The 17,514-nt window shown below is 41.7% G+C and carries 22 protein-coding genes; all 22 read right to left on the reverse strand.

Features of this window, described 5'->3' with window-relative positions; genetic code table 11:
* Positions 1-4: 4 nt before the first annotated feature.
* Complete coding sequence (locus ACQVD9_RS14610) at positions 5-4,000, reverse strand: tape measure protein (RefSeq protein ID WP_264746656.1); 3,996 nt, start codon at positions 3,998-4,000, stop codon at positions 5-7.
* A 276-nt stretch (positions 4,001-4,276) separates the two neighbouring features.
* Positions 4,277-4,744: a DUF6631 family protein gene (locus ACQVD9_RS14615; protein WP_264746657.1), complete on the reverse strand. Its 468-nt coding sequence runs from the start codon at positions 4,742-4,744 to the stop codon at positions 4,277-4,279.
* A 1-nt stretch (position 4,745) separates the two neighbouring features.
* A complete protein-coding gene (locus ACQVD9_RS14620) occupies positions 4,746-5,501 on the reverse strand; it encodes a phage tail tube protein (protein ID WP_264746658.1) in 756 nt (251 codons plus the stop codon).
* A gap of 6 nt (positions 5,502-5,507) precedes the next feature.
* Entirely contained in the window at positions 5,508-5,714 is a 207-nt protein-coding gene (locus ACQVD9_RS14625) for a DUF7210 family protein (RefSeq protein WP_264746659.1), read from the reverse strand.
* Positions 5,715-5,726: 12 nt separating this feature from the next.
* On the reverse strand, positions 5,727-5,951 hold the full coding sequence (locus tag ACQVD9_RS14630) for an Acb2/Tad1 domain-containing protein (protein WP_264746660.1): 225 nt from the start codon (positions 5,949-5,951) through the stop codon (positions 5,727-5,729).
* A gap of 2 nt (positions 5,952-5,953) precedes the next feature.
* Positions 5,954-6,466 carry a phage tail terminator protein gene (locus ACQVD9_RS14635; protein ID WP_264747913.1) on the reverse strand — a complete coding sequence of 171 codons (513 nt, stop codon included), beginning with the start codon at positions 6,464-6,466 and terminating at the stop codon, positions 5,954-5,956.
* Positions 6,418-6,930 (reverse strand): gp436 family protein, encoded by a 513-nt coding sequence (locus ACQVD9_RS14640; protein WP_264746661.1) that lies wholly within the window; start codon positions 6,928-6,930, stop codon positions 6,418-6,420. The genes ACQVD9_RS14635 and ACQVD9_RS14640 overlap by 49 nt, the downstream gene beginning before the upstream one ends.
* Entirely contained in the window at positions 6,930-7,352 is a 423-nt protein-coding gene (locus ACQVD9_RS14645; protein ID WP_264746662.1) for a DUF7210 family protein, read from the reverse strand. The genes ACQVD9_RS14640 and ACQVD9_RS14645 overlap by 1 nt, the downstream gene beginning before the upstream one ends.
* 22 nt (positions 7,353-7,374) lie before the next feature.
* Entirely contained in the window at positions 7,375-8,316 is a 942-nt protein-coding gene (locus ACQVD9_RS14650) for a phage capsid protein (RefSeq protein ID WP_264746663.1), read from the reverse strand.
* Positions 8,317-8,327: 11 nt separating this feature from the next.
* Positions 8,328-8,687, reverse strand: a complete 360-nt coding sequence (locus ACQVD9_RS14655; RefSeq protein ID WP_264746664.1) for a capsid cement protein — start codon at positions 8,685-8,687, stop codon at positions 8,328-8,330.
* 3 nt (positions 8,688-8,690) lie between these two features.
* Positions 8,691-9,752: a peptidase gene (locus ACQVD9_RS14660; RefSeq protein WP_264746665.1), complete on the reverse strand. Its 1,062-nt coding sequence runs from the start codon at positions 9,750-9,752 to the stop codon at positions 8,691-8,693.
* Between the two features lie 273 nt (positions 9,753-10,025).
* Entirely contained in the window at positions 10,026-10,511 is a 486-nt protein-coding gene (locus ACQVD9_RS14665) for a phage virion morphogenesis protein (protein ID WP_264746666.1), read from the reverse strand.
* Positions 10,512-10,513: 2 nt separating this feature from the next.
* On the reverse strand, positions 10,514-11,740 hold the full coding sequence (locus tag ACQVD9_RS14670) for a phage head morphogenesis protein (protein WP_264746667.1): 1,227 nt from the start codon (positions 11,738-11,740) through the stop codon (positions 10,514-10,516).
* Entirely contained in the window at positions 11,724-13,202 is a 1,479-nt protein-coding gene (locus tag ACQVD9_RS14675) for a DUF935 domain-containing protein (RefSeq protein WP_264746668.1), read from the reverse strand. The genes ACQVD9_RS14670 and ACQVD9_RS14675 overlap by 17 nt, the downstream gene beginning before the upstream one ends.
* Complete coding sequence (locus ACQVD9_RS14680; protein ID WP_264746669.1) at positions 13,202-14,896, reverse strand: hypothetical protein; 1,695 nt, start codon at positions 14,894-14,896, stop codon at positions 13,202-13,204. The genes ACQVD9_RS14675 and ACQVD9_RS14680 overlap by 1 nt, the downstream gene beginning before the upstream one ends.
* A 1-nt stretch (position 14,897) precedes the next feature.
* A complete protein-coding gene (locus ACQVD9_RS14685) occupies positions 14,898-15,455 on the reverse strand; it encodes a DUF3486 family protein (RefSeq protein WP_264746670.1) in 558 nt (185 codons plus the stop codon).
* 2 nt (positions 15,456-15,457) lie between these two features.
* The gene (locus ACQVD9_RS14690) at positions 15,458-15,754 is read right to left on the reverse strand and encodes a VpaChn25_0724 family phage protein (protein WP_264746671.1); all 297 of its coding nucleotides are present in this window, start codon (positions 15,752-15,754) and stop codon (positions 15,458-15,460) included.
* Positions 15,755-15,763: 9 nt separating this feature from the next.
* Positions 15,764-16,045, reverse strand: a complete 282-nt coding sequence (locus tag ACQVD9_RS14695; protein WP_264746672.1) for a DUF2730 domain-containing protein — start codon at positions 16,043-16,045, stop codon at positions 15,764-15,766.
* Positions 16,042-16,236, reverse strand: a complete 195-nt coding sequence (locus ACQVD9_RS14700) for a hypothetical protein (protein WP_492089216.1) — start codon at positions 16,234-16,236, stop codon at positions 16,042-16,044. The genes ACQVD9_RS14695 and ACQVD9_RS14700 overlap by 4 nt, the downstream gene beginning before the upstream one ends.
* Positions 16,145-16,576 carry a hypothetical protein gene (locus ACQVD9_RS14705; protein ID WP_264746673.1) on the reverse strand — a complete coding sequence of 144 codons (432 nt, stop codon included), beginning with the start codon at positions 16,574-16,576 and terminating at the stop codon, positions 16,145-16,147. Before ACQVD9_RS14705 ends, ACQVD9_RS14700 begins: the two co-directional genes overlap by 92 nt.
* Positions 16,573-17,076, reverse strand: coding sequence for a lysozyme (locus ACQVD9_RS14710; RefSeq protein WP_264746674.1), 504 nt, complete (start codon positions 17,074-17,076; stop codon positions 16,573-16,575). The genes ACQVD9_RS14705 and ACQVD9_RS14710 overlap by 4 nt, the downstream gene beginning before the upstream one ends.
* 97 nt (positions 17,077-17,173) lie before the next feature.
* On the reverse strand, positions 17,174-17,509 hold the full coding sequence (locus tag ACQVD9_RS14715) for a hypothetical protein (protein ID WP_264746675.1): 336 nt from the start codon (positions 17,507-17,509) through the stop codon (positions 17,174-17,176).
* Between the last annotated feature and the right edge of the window lie 5 nt (positions 17,510-17,514).

Here is a 17,514-nt window from a genome sequence, read left to right on the forward strand (position 1 = left end):
ACCTTTATCCTAGTTGCAATGCGCTTTTAAATTCTTCTGGGTTTTCTTTCATAACAGTAACAATAGCCTCACGGCCGCTACTTGAGTTAATAGCGTTGGGTATCTCTTTTGGGTCGCGTAGAAATACAAAGCTTTGGCTATTGTTTACGGTAGCACTGTTATTGTTTATATTCTCGGCAGGCTCTACGCCCATGTAAGCGGGTACATCTACATTCGGGGCAGGCACACCCGCCAAGCCGCCTGTAGCATGTTTAACCCTTGGTATAGCGGCTAATCCATTGCGGTTTAAACTATTTAAAAAGGGTAGCATTCCCGGCTGTCTTACTACATCCGACTGAATAACAAATTCATCATCGGATAACCAAGCAGGGATAGAGTCACTTTTGCCAGTGCCAGCACCTTGTACATGGCCGCCATCTTTAAAAGCTTTAACGGCTGTCATTACAGCCATTAAAGCAGCTAAACCAATGGCCGCAGCACTACCAAAAGAAGCAGTAGAAGCTGTGGCTGCTGCTGGTGCCCACGCTGCCGTAGAAGCGGCTGCGGCTGCGGTATTGGTTGCAGTAGTAGTAGCCGCTGCGCTAGCTGCTGAGGCAGTAACAGTAGCATCTGAGGCAGTTTTGGCGGCTGTTACAGTGTTAATAGCGGTTACTGCTTCTGTAGCATTTTGGGCTACATTCCCAAATAATCCCGCTTCGTTGCTGGCTTGCATTGCGCCTAAGCTGCTAACGGCTGCGCTAATCGTTTGCGCGGCTACTATTGACCCTTGTTCAATGCCCATTTGCATAGCTAAAGCGCCTTCTTGTGACGCTGTGCTAATTGCTAAGGCTTGTGGGTCGGTTTCTGTTGTTTCCATACCACCAAGACCAAAAAAACTACCTAAACCACTTAAAGCCCCTGTTATTTCAGTGGCTGCATTTTGGGCTAGTGTTTGTACAAAGTAATTTAGAATACTACTGCCAATACTCTCAAAGATATTTAAAAAGGCTTCTTGTAAATTCATGGTTTGTTGACGTAAGCCCTCTATACTGGACTGTATACCGTCTTGCAAACCATTTCTCAAAGCGTTTTGTACTTCACTAGTCGTGGTTTGTAATACGAGTAACTGGTTATTAATATCGGTTAAATATTGTTTAGCCTGTTCACCCATTGCCCCCGGCATTTGTGCTGCTTTTTCTAAAGCAGGCAGATAACTTTTTACTATAGACGCGGTTTGCTTGTGTAGTTCAGTTATACGCTTTTGGCCTTGGTACTGAGTAATTAAGCCCGCTGTTACTTGAGCTTGTATGCTTTGCTCTTGTAGGTTTTGGTTAGTAAATGCTTTGCTTATTTCATTTTTTACAGCGTCTAGTTGAACTTTGGCTTTGCCTGCATCAAATAAATTTTTAGCAATGGCTATGCCTGCTTCGTTGCCATCCTTTTTTAGTTGTTCGGTGGTTTGTTTAAACTTGTTTTCTAGCTCTAATAGATCAGCGTCTAAGTCTTTTCCTGTAAGCCTTAGTAGATCAATTTGCATAGTGTTATTAGTACGGGCATTAGCGGTGGCTTGTGCCATTTTTTCAGTAGCAGAAACAATAGCTAAAGCAGCTTGGGCGCGTTTTAAATGCTCCCCAGTTAGATTTTTTTCGGCTAGTTCGTACTGTTGCACCTCTGCACGGGTCATATTTAAAGTAGCGGCTTGCTTCTCTAAGTCTTTTACATAGCGTTCGGCTTCTTCGGCTTGGCGTTGTTCGGTAGTTTTACCTGTGCGGCCTTTCTTGGGCTTTTCATCAGGCACAAAGGCTGAGCGATTGCCAATGCCACTGGTAGCACTGCTAGCTGATTTTAAGATAGCTTTGTATTTTTCTAGTTCTTTGGCTAAACGTTCTACCGCTTCTTTAGTATTGGCTATTTCTTCTTCGCGGTAAGCTTGTTCTTGTGTAGAAAAATTAGCCAGATTAGTTAAATAATCTTGCTGTAATAAATCAACGGTATTATTACGATCTGTAAAAGTACTTTCTTGTTCATTAACATAGTTTTGAATATTATCTATCGCATCTTGATAAAGAATAGCAGCTAGTGAGTCGTCCAGATCCTTGTTACCGTCTGCTATTTCTTTTCTTACGCTGGCTAAATGTTCGGCTGCTTTTTGATAAGCTGCTATTAATGGGTCTAAAGGCTCAGTAGTAGTAATTTGTGGTTGTGAGGCGGTGTTATAAAACTCGTCACGCTGTTTTATAAGTTCTTTGTTCGCTTCTTGCATGGCCGCAATATTTTTATTAATGGTGTCCGTTTGACTTTCTACGGTGCGACCTAGTAAACGTTCTAAGGTGTCTAGCTGAAAATCTGGCTCTTTATATTTAGCTAAAACACTTTGTAAGCGGGCAATTTCACTATTATTGTTATTAATAAGTTGTTCAATTCGTACAATGTCATCGGGCGCTATACCGCCTGTTATACTGGCGATTTCTTCGGCTAAAAAGCGCGTAACATTGGTTACATTTCCTACACCCTGTACAGTGGTTTTAGCTACTTGGCCTAGTGCTTGAATAAGGGTGTTAAGTCCTTCCCTTACTGCGGGGTCTTGTAGTACATCCCTTAACGCTTTTACAGCTTCAGTAAATGAGTCAATAAAACCAGCGTTACCCGCTTCTAGTTTAAGTTCTGTCCAGACATTCGTTAAGCTGGTTAGTTGACCTTGTAGGCCGTCGGCGGCTGTTTGCGCGCTACTGCCAAAGGCATTATGTAACTGGTCAGCAAAACGGGGTAAAAACTCAGAAGCAGGTACTAAACCTTTTTTAATCCATTCGCTTAGTTGCTTTGTATTTGTGCCTAAAGCTTGCGCGGCTTTATCAAATGTACCCGGTATATAGTTAGCTAGTTGTTGTAGATCGGTAAGCTGTACCTTGCCTGTACTAATCATGCGCTCAAAATTAGTTAAAATACTGGTCATGTCGCTAGGGGCAAGCTGTAAGGTTGTGCCTACTTCGTTAATACTCTCGAAAATATGTTGTAGCTCATTGGCTATGGCGGGGGTATCTTTAGCCGCTGCATAAAGTTTGCTATAGCTATTGGCAGTGCTTAATAGTTCTGTGTTTAATTTAGAAGATACTGTACGCACATAATCTAGTTGTTTGGCTGCTTCACTGGCAGAACCTGTAGCACTGGTTAAAATATTCTGGGTTTTTTGCCAATTAAGGTTAGTTTCAATAACTGATTTACCAAGATTAACTAGACTATAACCCGTAACAGCGGTAGCCAATAAACCAGATAAACTGCGTACAGCTTTAGTAAGCTTATTAACTTCATTAGTAGACTTTTTCGCGTCGCTGGCTACACCGCTTAAAGCGTTGCGTTTCTGTTGAATTTTCGCCATAGCATTATTAAAGGCGTCAATATCTATGCGACCTTCTCGAAAATGCTTTATAAGCTCCTGTTCTTGTTTGTCCAGATCATTTAGGGCTTTTTGGGTTTTATCTATTGCACCCAATAACTTTTGTAGGCTGGTTTGTTTCTTTTCGTTTTCGGCTGTGGTTTTTTTAGCGGTTTCAACTTGTGCGGCTTCGGCGGCTGCTTGTTGTTCGGCTGCTTGTGCGGCTGCGTGATAGGTACGCATGGCCGCATTTTGGGCAGCTGTGGTTTGTTGCCAGTTACTAGAAACTTGGCTTAATCGGTTATTAACCGTTTCTAAACTTTTAGCGGTTTGTTCGGCTGCTTGGGCTGCTTGGTTTTCGGTTTTAACCTGTTTTTCTAGGGTTTGCTGTAGTTCGTTATGAACCTCTACTGATTTTTTTTGAGCGCTGTTAGCATTTTCTACAGTGCTAGTGGTTTGTTTAATGGCATCATTAAGCTTTTTAGTACTGCTTGCTGTTTGCTCGTTAGCTTGTTGTTGTGAACTATTCGCCTGTTTAACGGCATCACCAACCCCCTTAAGGCTATCAATAACTTTTTTTTGTATATCGGCTTTAGCGTTATTAACGTCAGTTTTAAAACGTATAGCAAATTCAAGATCACGGGACATAGCTATTTACTTAGTAAGTTAAGATATAGCTATTGTGACGAATGGCTAAGGTTAATTCTTTTAGAAAATTCTAAAAAAAAGTGACCTATTTTTTAAGGTCACTTTCTAGTATTTTGAGGGATTTAGTAAAGTCTTTTTTGCTTTGTCTGGAAATATTTACAGCCCTTGCAATACGGGCTATTTCTTTGTTTTGCTCTAAAATTGCTTCATTATAAAATAACTCCAATTGGGGGAACGTATAAGCGCCCAGTTGTTCTTTATTATGGCCTGCCTTGATTAAGGTTGCGAAAATTTTAGCCCAGCTTGTTGTAGTGCTTGGCTTGCTGCTATTAGCTCTTTTAGCATTCCTTTTCGGGTCAGGCGGTTGATAAAAAAACTACCGTTAGCACTCCACCAGCTATCAATTAATAAATCAAAGTCGCTGATAGGTAAACTTCTTACCCATTCGGCAGATTTATCACAGCAAAGCGCTAATAGTTCGCTAGCTTCTGTACCATTATTAAAGAAAATATCCATAGCATGGTCTAACAGTTCGCTATCATGGTTTAACGCTAATTGGTCAAACGCCTTTTTAAGGGGGCTTATTAAGTGACTGTATTCAATGTGGTCATTAAAGGTTAATTCTTTAACCGTTAATAGTTCACCTTGAATAGTTACTTTGATATTAGGTGCTAATATCTGCTCGTCAGTGCGAGCAGATAGTTTAGCGTTTTCCTTTGCAGGGTCAGTAATTTTCTTAGCCATACTAGGCGGCCTTTAGTTGGAAGTCAGCAAAGCCCGCTAGACTGCCATCATCATTTACATTTAATTCATCATAAAGCAAGCTACCTGTTAAGGATAACTGGCCGTATTCTTCGTTAATCAGTGCAAATTCTTCGGCAGGGTCGAACTTACAACGGTAAGCATTAAATATTACTGGCTCTTGGGTTTCGGTATTAATACCATCCAAAATAACATACTTCTCTTTAGGTGTTTCACCAAAGATAGCAAAGTTTGAATTAGCTGTATAAGAATAAGAAACTTTAAGGGGTAATTGTAAGCCTGTTATATCGACTACTTCTAACATACCACCCGCTAAAGAACGTACTTTGACTTGGGCATCTGTTACCGTAGCGGGTGTACTGGCACTATCAGTAATAGTTACAACACCCTCTAAAAAAGTATGATCTAGTTTAATAATATCGCCTGTTTTTAGATTGTCTGGTAGTTCTTCATCGGTAACAGTACCCGCAGTTATTTTGGTTTCTTTAGCATACAGCGCTTGGATTAAGTTAGCTGCAAACAGTTCTTCAAAAACCACATTTAAAGTAGCATCTGTACTGGTAGTTAAACGGCCATAGGGTAAACGTTTACCGCTAAAACTTTCATTATGGGTAGTAGTTTCTGTACCAAGTCCTAATGTAAAAGTAGGTACGTTACCAACCCAAACTGGATTAACTGGCTTACCTAATGGCGAGCGATCAGCAAACAAAACGCGGGCTTGAATGGAATATAAAGACATGGTTAATTACTCCTTAGTCTTACTAGTTTTTTTAGTACTAGTAGCTGCTTCTGGGGTTTCTGTTTCGGTAGCTGCTTCTTTGCTAGCCTCGCCTACCTTACGCTCTACTAGCCAATCGTAAGTATGGGGCGCTACGTCAATAGTATCGCCGGCTTTATACTTTACGCCTTGGTGTTCGTGTGGTTTGATTAAAGTGATAGACTTTAACGCCATAATAAATAACTCCTAAAATGTTGTAGGTTGAGCAATTGACCGAGTTAAGGCCATAAAGCCTTGTTGTAACTCAGTTTTACCAATAGCTAACCAACGTTGGTCAATATCTGGCATTTGTGCAATTTTTTCATGTAAAGCGCCTACCTGTTCGGCCAGTACTTTAACTTCGTTCATTGCATCAATTTCGGCCTGTGATAAATCACGATAGCCCTTAATTTTTTTGTGTTGATCTTTCATACTTAACTTTTACCTATACTATGTTGTGTTTGGTATATATCAGCCCATAACAACGTATCTTTGTCATAGTCTATAACTCGCCCAGATACAAATTGACAAGCCCGTGCTAACGGTAAGCTAGGTGTCCAACCCATGATAGCCTCACGTACAAGGCCAATTAATAGGTAGGCATCTTGGGTGGCTACTTGGCCTTTGTCATAACGAAAATTACGCACCGCTACCACCACACCAAAAGTAACCGTTACTAGCTGCTTAACTTTTGATCTTTCGCCCGGCATACTGTTTCCAGTAGGATTGGGGCGGGCATTTTCTTGCGGTACAATGACATAGGCGCTAGGCGTTCTAAAGTCTGCTAGCTTTGATACTAGTGCATAGTCAGCCGCGCCGCCTATCTTTTGAAAGCCACTAACTTCCGACTCTAATAACCTTACTACTTGCATAAAATCAAAAGGCGCACTACTCATGGTTAATAATCCTTTAGGCTTTCGGTAGTAAATACCCTTGGTGGGTGGCATGTTTTAGGCGCTGCGCTATTCGGTGGGGTTAGGGTGTCATCTTCACCCAGTGAGAATTTACCCTCGGCCACCATCTGTAAGAACTTAAGCGCGTCTTTATAATCACGCACTATGGGGTCGTTACTTTCTAACGCTTGGCGGTTCTTATGTAAAAAGTAGCGGGTAATTACCCTAGACCAGTGAACCACCAAAGGAAATACTTTAATTAAAGGCAGCTTATAACCGCGCTTAGCTAAAAAACCGTCTATTACTCCGTCTGCATCAGTTCTGGCTTCAACAATAACCGCAATGACTAGCTGGGCTATTTCTACCTCGTCAGCAGGCCAGCCGCTTGTATCGCGCCCCCTTAGCATAGCGTCTAATAGATCATAATCGACGGCACTATAGCGGATAGGTGTTGCCACCTGTGATAACTCAGTAGCGCCGGGTTGTTCGGCTAAGTCGTTAAGCTGCACGTAAGCCATTATTTTTTACTCTTTTTCGCTGTAGTTTTAGGGGCTGCTGTAGGTTCTTCTGGGGCAGGGTCTACCGCTACGGCTGGTGTTTCTGCTACAGGTTCTACGGCTGGCGTAGCTACAGGGTTTTTTAACAGTTCTGTATCTGCTGGGATTAAATCAGCGTCTTTGTCAATTTGCCCACGCAGTACTAACACGCGGTTAAAATATTCATCATCCATAGCTATTTGTTCAATAGCTTCATCTAATGAAAATAAATCCGCGTTATTAGGTACTAATCCTTTTAGCTCGCTATAAGGCTCGCCACCACCAATAATAGCCCCAGCCTCTAACAGTGGGGCGGCTTCTTCTTTGGTTAGTTCGATAGAATCACCCAAAGTAAAGACTTTGTTATTATGGCGTAGCTTTTTATTAACTATAAATTTTGGCATGTTTTCACCTATCTAATAATGGCTATTGTTTTGGCGCTACGGCATTCTGGAAGAAATAACCCAAGTCTTTAGCGCACACTACTTCCTCTACCGACTCACCCACACGAACACGCACCCCACCGCGTAGCCCTAGATCAGGGTCAGTAATAAAGCCCGCGATCTTGTCGCCAAATTGTGCCGTAAAGCCAAAGGTAGCCCCACGCTGATTGGTGGCTAACTTGTTACGATAGATAAACGCTGCATGATTACCCCATGTGCGCGCTAGTTGTACATTTTGCCCCGGCTTGGCTATATTTACGTTAGCCTCACCGATTAAGATTTCTTCTAGCTCTAAGTACTCTTTTAAGAAGTTAAGCGGCACCATGCCCTCGTCACCTAAAGTGCCGTTAAAGGCTTTTACTACTTTAGGGTGGCTTCTTAAAATAGTACTAGTACGACGGCCAAGTACACCCACATTAGGGCGCATAATCACATCGTCTAAGGCTTCCATAATATTCTTTAATGGGTCACTGCTAGGGTCGCTCCATTGGCTGCTACCCGATAAAATTTGCTGATTATCAGCGGCATAGTTACTGCCATTAAAAACGGTATTTGCTACCCGTACTTCACGATCAAGTAATACAAGGTCGGTGGTAAATTCAGTAGCAGTGCCTACAGGGTCAGTTTTGCCGCTGGCTTGTGCGTTTAAGCGGTCACTTTCAGGAATAGGACAGTCAAGGCCATAGTCATTGGTTCTGGCTTGCTCTGTGGTTGAATTAAAACTTACTTGGTTAGGTTGACTAGTACGGCCTACCTTAGTATCTGGAATAGTAATGCCTTGCGCTAAGTCGTATTTTTCCCATGAAAACTTTTCAGCATCCACAGGCACACGGGGTAGCACTGAGTCAGCAATTAAGCTCTTATTTTGGTAAGCAATGGCTATGCCTGTTTGGACGGCATCAATAGTAAACGGTAAATCTTTCATTGTTTAAACTCCTAAACACCTACACCCGGTGTAACATAAATTGAACCAATATCACCCTCAACACCTGCTACCTCTGCAAAGCCTATGGTTTTATCGCCTGCGGTTGCTTTAATAGCGCGGCCTTGTGCGTCGCTAGTTACTGGGTCACCTATGGCGATAGTGCCACCGTAAACCACATTAGATAAACCGCTACGGATTACGCTTACATGGCGGCCTTGGGTTACGCCTATTTCGCTTGAAGTACCTAGCAAATAGTCAGTAGCAGCGGTAGCTTGTTTGGCTTCGCCATCATTACCCGTAGTGGCTACAATTAAATTGGCTTCTATGTCAGTAATGGCCATAAAAGCGCTTATAAGTTGTGGGATATGCATTGTTTATGCTCCTTTGGTAATAGCATTCATAGCTTGAGTAATGCTAATTTCATTGCCTAACTTAGCCTGTTCTGCTTTGTAAGCTCGCGCTTTTTTGGCTAATACTTGAGGCGTTAAGTTGTCTAAGTCTTCGCCATCTGCTTTGGACTTTTCCGCAAAATTAATAATTTCGGGCGTAGCGTCTAACAGTTCGCGCAGCACTTGGTTAGCTGGTTTACTAACTGCTTGACCGTTTTCTGAGAACTCCAACGGCTGCTCAGTTGGTAGAGCAAGCAATAATTCCACGACTTTTGATTGCTGGACGGGTAAAAGCTTGCCAGCCTTTGTAAGTCCTTCCGCATAATCCAGCGCTTCTTTGCGTTGCTTTGCCTGTTCTTGCTGTTTGAGTTGGGTTTGTAAGCGCTCAATTTCTGCGTCTTTGTCTTTGAGTTTTTGCGCTTGTTCATCATTAGCCCCCTGTGGGGTAGCTTTGTTTGGGTCGGTCATGGTAGCGGGTTGCTCCGTTGTGGTTACAGTTGCCCCACCGCCTGCTGGTGGGGGCGTTGCCTGCTGTGGCTGTTCTGACGTAGTAGCAGGCACTATGTCAGCGTCGTTGCCCTCTGGTTGGTTGGTATTGGGTGTAGGTTCTGAAAATTCCAACGTAATAGCGCCGTCATTCTCACTAAAATTAATATCAGGCATCCCCTTAATAGCGGGTGGCTGTGCGCCTAAAAAGCCTATATGTCTTAGATAGTGCTTGCCCGGTGTTGGGTTGCCCGGTGTATTGGGTAAGTAAATAGAAGCGCTGCGCTTTTTCCATGCACCTTGCGCCACGCTTTCTGCAAAGTCTTGATTAACTTGTTTAGGGGTGGCATATAACAGGCCATCTTTAACGGTTAATGACTCTGCCCAGCCATACGCAGGGCTATTGTCTTTAGGGTGTCCACAGACTAAAGGCGCTTCGTGTAGCGTTGGGTTATAGGTTGTTGCTATTTCTTGTAAAATTTCAGGGGTTACGTTGATTTCTTCACCACTCATGGCGGTATGTTTACCCACTGGAAATATGGCTATAGGTTTACCGTTCACATGTTAAGCCCTCGTATAGTTGATTAGTCGCGTTTGTTTTATGAGAGTTATCAGTTTGCGCGTTGGGCTGTTTTAAATCTTTTAGAAAATTCTAAAATTTTTACTAGGGTATTTTTAAGGGTGGTTTTAACTAAAATAGATTAGGGATTAGATTATTATTGTTAGATAGCCCTAGGTTTGTTTATAAAGCGTTTATAAGCGTTTTTTTAAGTGAATTTGATAAATGATATAAATAACGGAAAAAAACGCTTAAAATGCAATTTAGGGCTATTGTTAGTTATTAGCTTGTAAATGGTCTTGAATGATTAAATATATTTCTTCTTCGTCATCTTTGCCAACCCCTAACCAGTTACGGGCTGGAATATCGCCAAAAGGTAGCTCTAGGTTTTTCTTAGGGCTTTTACCAAATTGGCCTCTTGGTGCGCCAAAGTGCATTAATGCGCCATAGATTCGATCAGTACCGACGGCTAATTCATTATTGCTCACTTGCCAGAATATCTGCCGGTATAAACCGCCTTTACGTTGTAGGATTTTGCCGGGGTTTGGTTTTTTGTATTTTAAGTAGTTGGGCGAAAGGGCTTGCCATGCGTCGCCATCGGGTGTTTGTTCTTTATCAAAGTTATCTTTAGTGCTAATAACTAAATACTCGCCAATATCCTTAAGCATCAATTCTGGATTAGCTAAGGTGTTAAAAGCGTGTTGTAGCGTATCGTCAATAATAGTGCTATTGGCTGTTATCTCTACCCGTATTCCCGCCATAATTAGCCCCTTAGATTTCCTTTTATCACTTGATAACCTAGGTTAATAAGTGGGTTTGATTCTATATTGATTAGTTTTAGCTGTTGTAATGGGTTGCTTAACTTAGTAGCGAATGGGTCTGTTAATAAGTGTAGGCTTACATCAGCCATTAGCTTTGAGGTTTCGCTATAGTCGTAAACATAACGCAGCGTATTAGTATTACTATTGAGTAATACCGCTTGTGGATTGCTTAACACCGTTGGCAATTGACTAGCTAGGGCAGCATCAATAGTAGGCTGTGTTAATATCTGGCGTAGCGTGTTATCACTTAAATCTATACTAGCGGTTTGTAGTATTTTGCTTTGTTGTTTCAATGGTTCAATAATGGCAGGCTCAATAGTACCAATAAATAACTGGTTATTGTTCATGCGTTGGTTATTGCTTACTGCTTGTATAAACTGGGTTAAATCAGTTTGTAAGCCACTGCTTACCGCTTCATTGCTTAGTAGTTGTTGGTTCATGGCGGCGGCTGGTTCGGCTGGTAGCTTGGTTGTTTTTTCTAAACTGGTTTGTATTTGTTGGGCAAATTGACTGCGCCCCGGTGCATAGTTCCAGCCGGGGTCTATGCCTTTGGGTACATCTTGCCATTCACCTTTATAGAATACTCTTACTGTTTCATCTGCTGGGGCGGTGTCTGCACCTGTTTTGCCCATGCGTTTTAGGTCGCGTAAGTTATGGGCTGTAATATAACACTGACAACCCCAGCCATTAGGGGTGTAATGTGTTTCCCACCACGGGTTATTCCATAATAATACTAGTTTATTCCATGCCTCGTGTTGTTCGCGTGGGGTTATAACTGCGTCTGAGTGGTTATACATCCAATAGGGGCGCACATCGCGCAGTTCCATTAGTTGACTATAACGGCCTGCATTATAACTAACACGTAGATTAGTTTCGTAGATGACACTGCTTCGCCATTCTCTGCCACCCTCTGGTTCCCAGCCGTAGTGGTCAAGTACTGCATAAAAGTCTTCGCGGAAGCGCTCAAGGGTTGAACCATCACGCATAGACCGCATTAACACTTGGTGTATATCTGTTATTAAGTCGGTACGATTAGCACCCGCTACTACAAAGGCGGTATTGTGAGCATCACGGCTAACAGTAGCATAGTCAATGCTAGGCAGCTTACGCTGCATGTAGTTAATCTGTTGCTCAAAGGGTAAGCTACCATAACTAGCGGCTATTGCCATTGCTATTTACCTCGTCTAGTACGTCGTTTTGGCCTGCTAAGTTAGCGGCTGTTATGGCTTGTTGCATAACGTCTGTATATTCGTCTAGGCTTAAACTAGGGGCAAGCGCTAACAGGGCTTTCTCTACTTCTTCAAAAGTAGTGGCCTGTTCAATGGCTGCTACTAAGGCTTCGCCCCATTTTTTAATAACAGGTTGCATATTTTTAGCTAATAGCGGTGTCATGGCGGCGGCTGGGTCGCTGGGGGTTGGTTCAGGCTCGGCAAAGCTTAGATTATTGTCGTTATCCGTTGCGGTGGTGTCGTCAATTTCCACAGCATAAGTATTTACAACATACTCAGTAGTAGGCTGCTTACCAGACATTTTAAAGACGATTTCATCACGTTTAGCGCGTTCTGTTTTGTCTTCTTCTTGCTCAAGATTGCGGGTTACTTCGGGTATTTCAGCGCCTGCAAAGTTCCACAAGGTAAGCCACTTAACCACGTTAAGGGTAAAGCTTTCATTAATAAGATCAGAATAGGCTTGCGTTATATTGTTTAATACGTCGCCTTGTAGTTCATCATTACCAAGCCTGCCCGGTGTGCCTTGCGTACTGGCGGTTTGTCCTAGAATAATCTTAGCAATGGCATTATTCATGGCCTCTATAAAGCTTTTGTAGTCACTAACACCATTTCTAGTGGCTTCGATTAGCGCAATTTCTGCCCCTTGTGGAATGATTATGCCGCTATCGGTTTGGATAGCCATAATAGCTTCTAGTAATTTGTTTTGTTCTTCTGGGGTGGCATTTATTGGAAATTTACCAACGGCCGTTGGCATGGCGAACTTTTCCATAAACATTGCCCAAAACTTCATACCGTTACGCTTAAAGAATACAGGCCAGTATAAGTAATGGGCTAACCCTAGGCCGTAAGGCTCGTCGTCATTGTCTGCACCTGTGGCATAGTGCCAGAAGTAAGGCGCTGGGCATGGGATACCCTCAAACATACTGGAACGGGTTAATAATCTAAGCTCGTTTTGTGTATTAAACCTAAAGCGCCTACGGTCTCTAACCTTAACGTCTTTTAAACCAATATAACGGCCATCTAATTTGTAGATGATTTCAGCTACTGCAAAGCCATAGTAAACACCGTATAGCATCTTGGTTGTAATATTATCAAAGCCTATGTTTTTTATTTGTTGCTCGATAAATTCAGCGGCTAGCTTATCTATGGGGCGATCTCCACCCGGTTTAACTTCCCAAGCATGTTTAGTAATACCTAGTTGTATCTGCTGAAAACTAGATTTTACTTGATCGTCGCTAAGTACTTCTTTGTAAATATCAAAATTACCACGCCCTCTGATTTTTAATACTTTGTCATTAGGTAGCATTAAGCCGTTAATATAAGGGCGTGTAATATCTCTACCATCACCCGTAGTGGCAATTTCAAGATTAAGCTTTGGTTTTTTGGGTATGTTATCAGTCATTAGTCGTTATAACCTCTGTAGTTTGTGCCACTAGTAACAGTTCCCCAGCCTTTAACAGTGGTTTTAATATGGTTGTCAATAATGCTGCTACGGGTTATGCCTAGTGCTTGAAAATTAAAAGGGGTAGTTAATTGGTTAAGCATGGCATAACGTAATAAGATAAACATTGCTGCACTATCCGCGTGGCGGTATAGCTCAGGCTCTTTTAAGTCTTTGGCACGAATGGCCGGTATCATCTTAACGCCGTCTATCTCGGTAATTTGTAGTAAATCTTGGGATAGATTGTTATCGCGTGGAATATCAATAAAACCACTTTCAAAAAGGTCTATTAATGGCTGTGTCCATTCTTTGTAGAAATTTCTAGTAATGTTAATCTGGTGGACGTACTCACGGCTGTATAGGTCGGCTAAGTCTTCGGCCAAGCCTTGCCCATTACCCGTAGCATCAATAGCCGCACAGGTAAATCTTGGTAGATTTTCTATAATGTATGAGGCTATTTGTACTTGTTGCATCTTGGGTACTTTGTGCATTTCAACCACAAAAGGCACTTTTAATTCTAAGATAGGGCTAATTTCACCTGTACCAATTACCGAAAAGTCTCTATGTCTGGCGTAGTCTTGCGCAAAAACATGGTTTAAAGTTGGGTCTACATATTCTTTTAAAACAGGGTCTATGTATTTATGTATCCAGTCTTCACCATAACTAACACGATCACTAACGGGCAAGTATTCAAAATCTTTATCTAATGACCAACGCAACACGGGGCGCACTTCGCGCATGGCGTTGTCAATCCATATACTAGGTAACGCAATACTAGTGCCAGCACGGGGTATGCAGTCTAATTCCTCTAGCATGGCGGCTGCCCTTGAACCATACGCACTGCGAATAGTTGTATACCATTCTTCTTTGCCTTGTGCGGTAGGTGTTTCGTTGGTCATTAAGCAAACACGTTCATAGAGGCCATTAGTTACCGCATCATCAAAGGTGGCTTTGTATACTATGGCACTGTTACCAAACTTACCGCCTTTAATATCGTTTATTAATTGGTTAAACGGGTTTTTAATTCCATTATGCGTACTGATAATACGAATTTTACCGCCCCAAATTAAAAGGGCTGTAGCAGCATCAATAACGGCCTGTACATCACCATGAAAAGCGGCCTCATCAATAACCACTTTACCCTGTAAACCACGAATATTGGCAGGGTTAGAAGATAACGCGACCACTTGAAAACCAGAACCAAAGCGAATGCGGTAACTGGTAATATATTTACTGTTGCCGTTTTCGTCTTGATCTTCAAATAAAAATTCTTCAATATCAGTAACGCCAAGCTTTTGTACTTTGGCAATACTGCGGGCAAACTTGGCTACATAGCCGATAAACTCTAAGCCTTTTTCTTTAGTATCGCCTATGTAGTAAACATTCATACCGCCTGCCTGTTTACTAGAAGCAGCTACTAAGGTATCTATTAAAGCTTCTACAAAGGTTATCCCCGTCCTACGGCCTTTTTCAGCCACAATAATTGGCGCGTCGAGTGCCATGTACTCGACTTGGTGCGCCATTAAAATGCCTTTAGCTAATGGGTTTAAATCAGCTTGTACTTGTTGTGTTGAGGGTGGTAGTTCGTTCCATTCAACAATACGCCTTGTATTTTTTTGTGGCTTTAATCTTTCGGGGGTAACTTTGCAGGCCATATTAATTAACCCCTAATACTTCACGTTTTAATAGGTCTACATAGTCAGCGCTTAAGCCTTGGGCTTTAGCGGTTTTTTCTAGGTTGTCTTGTTGTTCACGTAGTAACCGTTTGCGGGCTTCTTCTTCAATAGCTAAACGTTCTTTTAGTGATAATTCTCTAGCGCGCTGTATATCTAGGGCAGCTTTAGCCAATAGGCCAGCTTCTTTGATAATGATCTGGTTATCGTCTTTGTCTAGTTGCTCCATAGTTACCCGGCTTAGTAGCATGGTTAAAGATTGGGCTAAAAACATGCCTGTTTTATCGTCGGTATTCTCGCCAAGTTGACTAACATAAATATTAGCCATTTCTTTAAATTTGTTATGTTCTTCAAAACGTTTATTAAAGTTTTGACTAAAACGCCCAAGCGCAGAACGGCTGGGCTTGTTTTCTAGCTCAGGAAAATTATTATTAACCTCGTCTAATAGCTCACTAATAGTAAGGCGGTTTTCCCTTAGTAATTGCTGGATAAACTCAATTACTGGCTTAGGTAGTTTGTCTAAACTAGATTTACGCCCCATGTCTAAGCCCTCGGCCTTTTAACACCATCCACAGTGGCAAAACCGTTGGCTACATCTTCGCCACGTTCTGTAAGGGTGGCAATAAGTACCCCGTTAATATCTTCAATGGTTATTAACCCTTGCTCATCTAACCACCTTAAATGGGTTTTTACTTGGTCATGGCTTACCTTTAAGCCCCATTTTTTTAGTAGCTCTGTAATAATCGAATTATTAGAGGTGTAGCCGTTTAATTCGGTTAATACCCTTAGAATAACTAGTCGCTCTTGTTCGGTTAATAGCTCTTTGTAGGTTTGTTTCATTACATAGCCTCATTTAATGCCATTATTAATTAACGATTCATTAATCAATACTAGTGTGTTGTTCATGGCTTCTTGTTTGCCGTTAAGCTCTCTAACCTCTGCTAATAACTGGCTAAACTGGTTACTAGTGGGTAAGTATTCGACTTTTATTTCTAACTTGGTTAAGCGGTCTGTTAGCTCTTTTACTTCGGCTGTTTTGGCTGCTTCTCTACGTGAGAACAACGTAAATAAAAAAATACCAATCAGTAAAATAAACTGGATTAGCTGCCCTATGCTGTATTCTTCAATCATTCATCACCTCTAGGAAAAATAAGGTATTGAATAAGCGCAGCATGTCGCCAAGCGCATAGCCCGTACTGGTCGTATAGTTCTTTTAAGGTCATTACAATACTATCGCCTGTGTTGTGGGTTATCATTACTGGTGGGTCGCAATACACCATCAAGGCTGCTGGTATCGGTGGCGATTGCGGCGGCTGCGGCACGACTACGGGCGGCTTTGAGTTGCTGCATGATGACATCATCAAACACACAACTAGCCCTAGCATTTTTAGTGGCTTCAAGGTCATGTTCAAACTCTACAGTGGTTTTATAGTTAGCCTCTTTAGCTTGGGCGATAACTTTTTCAATCTCGCTGCTAGCTTTTTGGGCTTGTTGGGTTAAGTTTTTGGATTGGGCAATAATTGCCCTTAGTTCGCTAAGTTGTAGCGCATTGTGGGTGTTTTCGGCTTGTTGCTGGCCTTTGGTGTAGCCTATGTAGTAAATGCCAACTAAAGCAGGAACTAGACCGAATACGGCCATAATAGGACGGGCTAAATAACTCATAGACCAGCCTCGCACATGTTACGCTCAGCGGCACGACGATTAACTAGACCTTTTAATATTTTTACTTGTTTAGTGTTGCGATCTGTGGCTTTTATCCATTTCTCAAGCTCAGCACATGCCCCCAAATAATCAGTATTATTAAGTTTTTTAAGTAGAGTTGATTTGCGGAAATTCTCAGAACCAACATTAAATATAAACGACCTTAAAGCCGCTTCTAAGTGATTAGATAAGGGTACTTTTACATAGTTGTTAATAGCTTTTGTACCGTCTTCTAAGTCTTTAGCTAGAAGCTGGTAGCACTGGGCATCGGTTTTATATTGGCCTGCTTTGGCTGTTGCAGTATGGCCTATGCAGATAGTTACAACGCCTACAGGGTCTACATAAGCTTTATTATGCTTGCCTTCAAAGGGTAAAAGTAAGCCAAGTAATAGGATAAGTACAGGAATACTAATGCCTGTAATTACAGATAATTGTTTAATTGTTGGTTCATCAGCGACCATAAAAAATACCCCTTAATTATTAAGAGGTATCTTGCTTTTTTTATGGTTTTAAATCTTTTAGAAAATTCTAAAAAATTTTAATCTTACTATTTTTAAACTATGGCATTAGTCTTGCTCTGTCGGCTTGTGGTAACTCAAAGCCACTCATTCTTGAAATGCGCGTTAATACATTATTATTAAATTGTAGTTCTACCATTTTAGTTTTAACGCCCATAGGGTCTGCACTAGAAAAAACAAAAACTAAAAAAGTACCACTATCATTATTTACTGTTTGGTATGGTGTACCTTTTAAAATGCTTTCGGCATCGTATGGGGTAGTAACACCTATTTGTAATTGGCTAATGTTTTGTTCTTTAAAATCATAGCCAGAAGTAGCACAGGCAGTCAATAAAACAAAAGCAGTGATAGTAAAAAGTATTTTAATTAATTGCATTAGTC

The sequence above is a fragment of the Entomomonas sp. E7T21 genome (assembly GCF_058693955.1).

Coding starts and splice junctions, on each gene's coding strand:
- ACQVD9_RS14685 (WP_264746670.1), bottom strand. CDS start 15,455: ATGGGGCGTAAATCTAGTTTAGACAAACTACCTAAGCCAGTAATTGAG.
- ACQVD9_RS14680 (WP_264746669.1), bottom strand. CDS start 14,896: ATGGCCTGCAAAGTTACCCCCGAAAGATTAAAGCCACAAAAAAATACA.
- ACQVD9_RS14650 (WP_264746663.1), bottom strand. CDS start 8,316: ATGAAAGATTTACCGTTTACTATTGATGCCGTCCAAACAGGCATAGCC.
- ACQVD9_RS14610 (WP_264746656.1), bottom strand. CDS start 4,000: ATGTCCCGTGATCTTGAATTTGCTATACGTTTTAAAACTGACGTTAAT.
- ACQVD9_RS14670 (WP_264746667.1), bottom strand. CDS start 11,740: ATGGCAATAGCCGCTAGTTATGGTAGCTTACCCTTTGAGCAACAGATT.
- ACQVD9_RS14615 (WP_264746657.1), bottom strand. CDS start 4,744: ATGGCTAAGAAAATTACTGACCCTGCAAAGGAAAACGCTAAACTATCT.
- ACQVD9_RS14655 (WP_264746664.1), bottom strand. CDS start 8,687: ATGCATATCCCACAACTTATAAGCGCTTTTATGGCCATTACTGACATA.
- ACQVD9_RS14625 (WP_264746659.1), bottom strand. CDS start 5,714: ATGGCGTTAAAGTCTATCACTTTAATCAAACCACACGAACACCAAGGC.
- ACQVD9_RS14640 (WP_264746661.1), bottom strand. CDS start 6,930: ATGGCTTACGTGCAGCTTAACGACTTAGCCGAACAACCCGGCGCTACT.
- ACQVD9_RS14635 (WP_264747913.1), bottom strand. CDS start 6,466: ATGCCACCCACCAAGGGTATTTACTACCGAAAGCCTAAAGGATTATTA.
- ACQVD9_RS14630 (WP_264746660.1), bottom strand. CDS start 5,951: ATGAAAGATCAACACAAAAAAATTAAGGGCTATCGTGATTTATCACAG.
- ACQVD9_RS14710 (WP_264746674.1), bottom strand. CDS start 17,076: ATGGTCGCTGATGAACCAACAATTAAACAATTATCTGTAATTACAGGC.
- ACQVD9_RS14715 (WP_264746675.1), bottom strand. CDS start 17,509: ATGCAATTAATTAAAATACTTTTTACTATCACTGCTTTTGTTTTATTG.
- ACQVD9_RS14690 (WP_264746671.1), bottom strand. CDS start 15,754: ATGAAACAAACCTACAAAGAGCTATTAACCGAACAAGAGCGACTAGTT.
- ACQVD9_RS14695 (WP_264746672.1), bottom strand. CDS start 16,045: ATGATTGAAGAATACAGCATAGGGCAGCTAATCCAGTTTATTTTACTG.
- ACQVD9_RS14675 (WP_264746668.1), bottom strand. CDS start 13,202: ATGACTGATAACATACCCAAAAAACCAAAGCTTAATCTTGAAATTGCC.
- ACQVD9_RS14705 (WP_264746673.1), bottom strand. CDS start 16,576: ATGAGTTATTTAGCCCGTCCTATTATGGCCGTATTCGGTCTAGTTCCT.
- ACQVD9_RS14665 (WP_264746666.1), bottom strand. CDS start 10,511: ATGGCGGGAATACGGGTAGAGATAACAGCCAATAGCACTATTATTGAC.
- ACQVD9_RS14620 (WP_264746658.1), bottom strand. CDS start 5,501: ATGTCTTTATATTCCATTCAAGCCCGCGTTTTGTTTGCTGATCGCTCG.
- ACQVD9_RS14645 (WP_264746662.1), bottom strand. CDS start 7,352: ATGCCAAAATTTATAGTTAATAAAAAGCTACGCCATAATAACAAAGTC.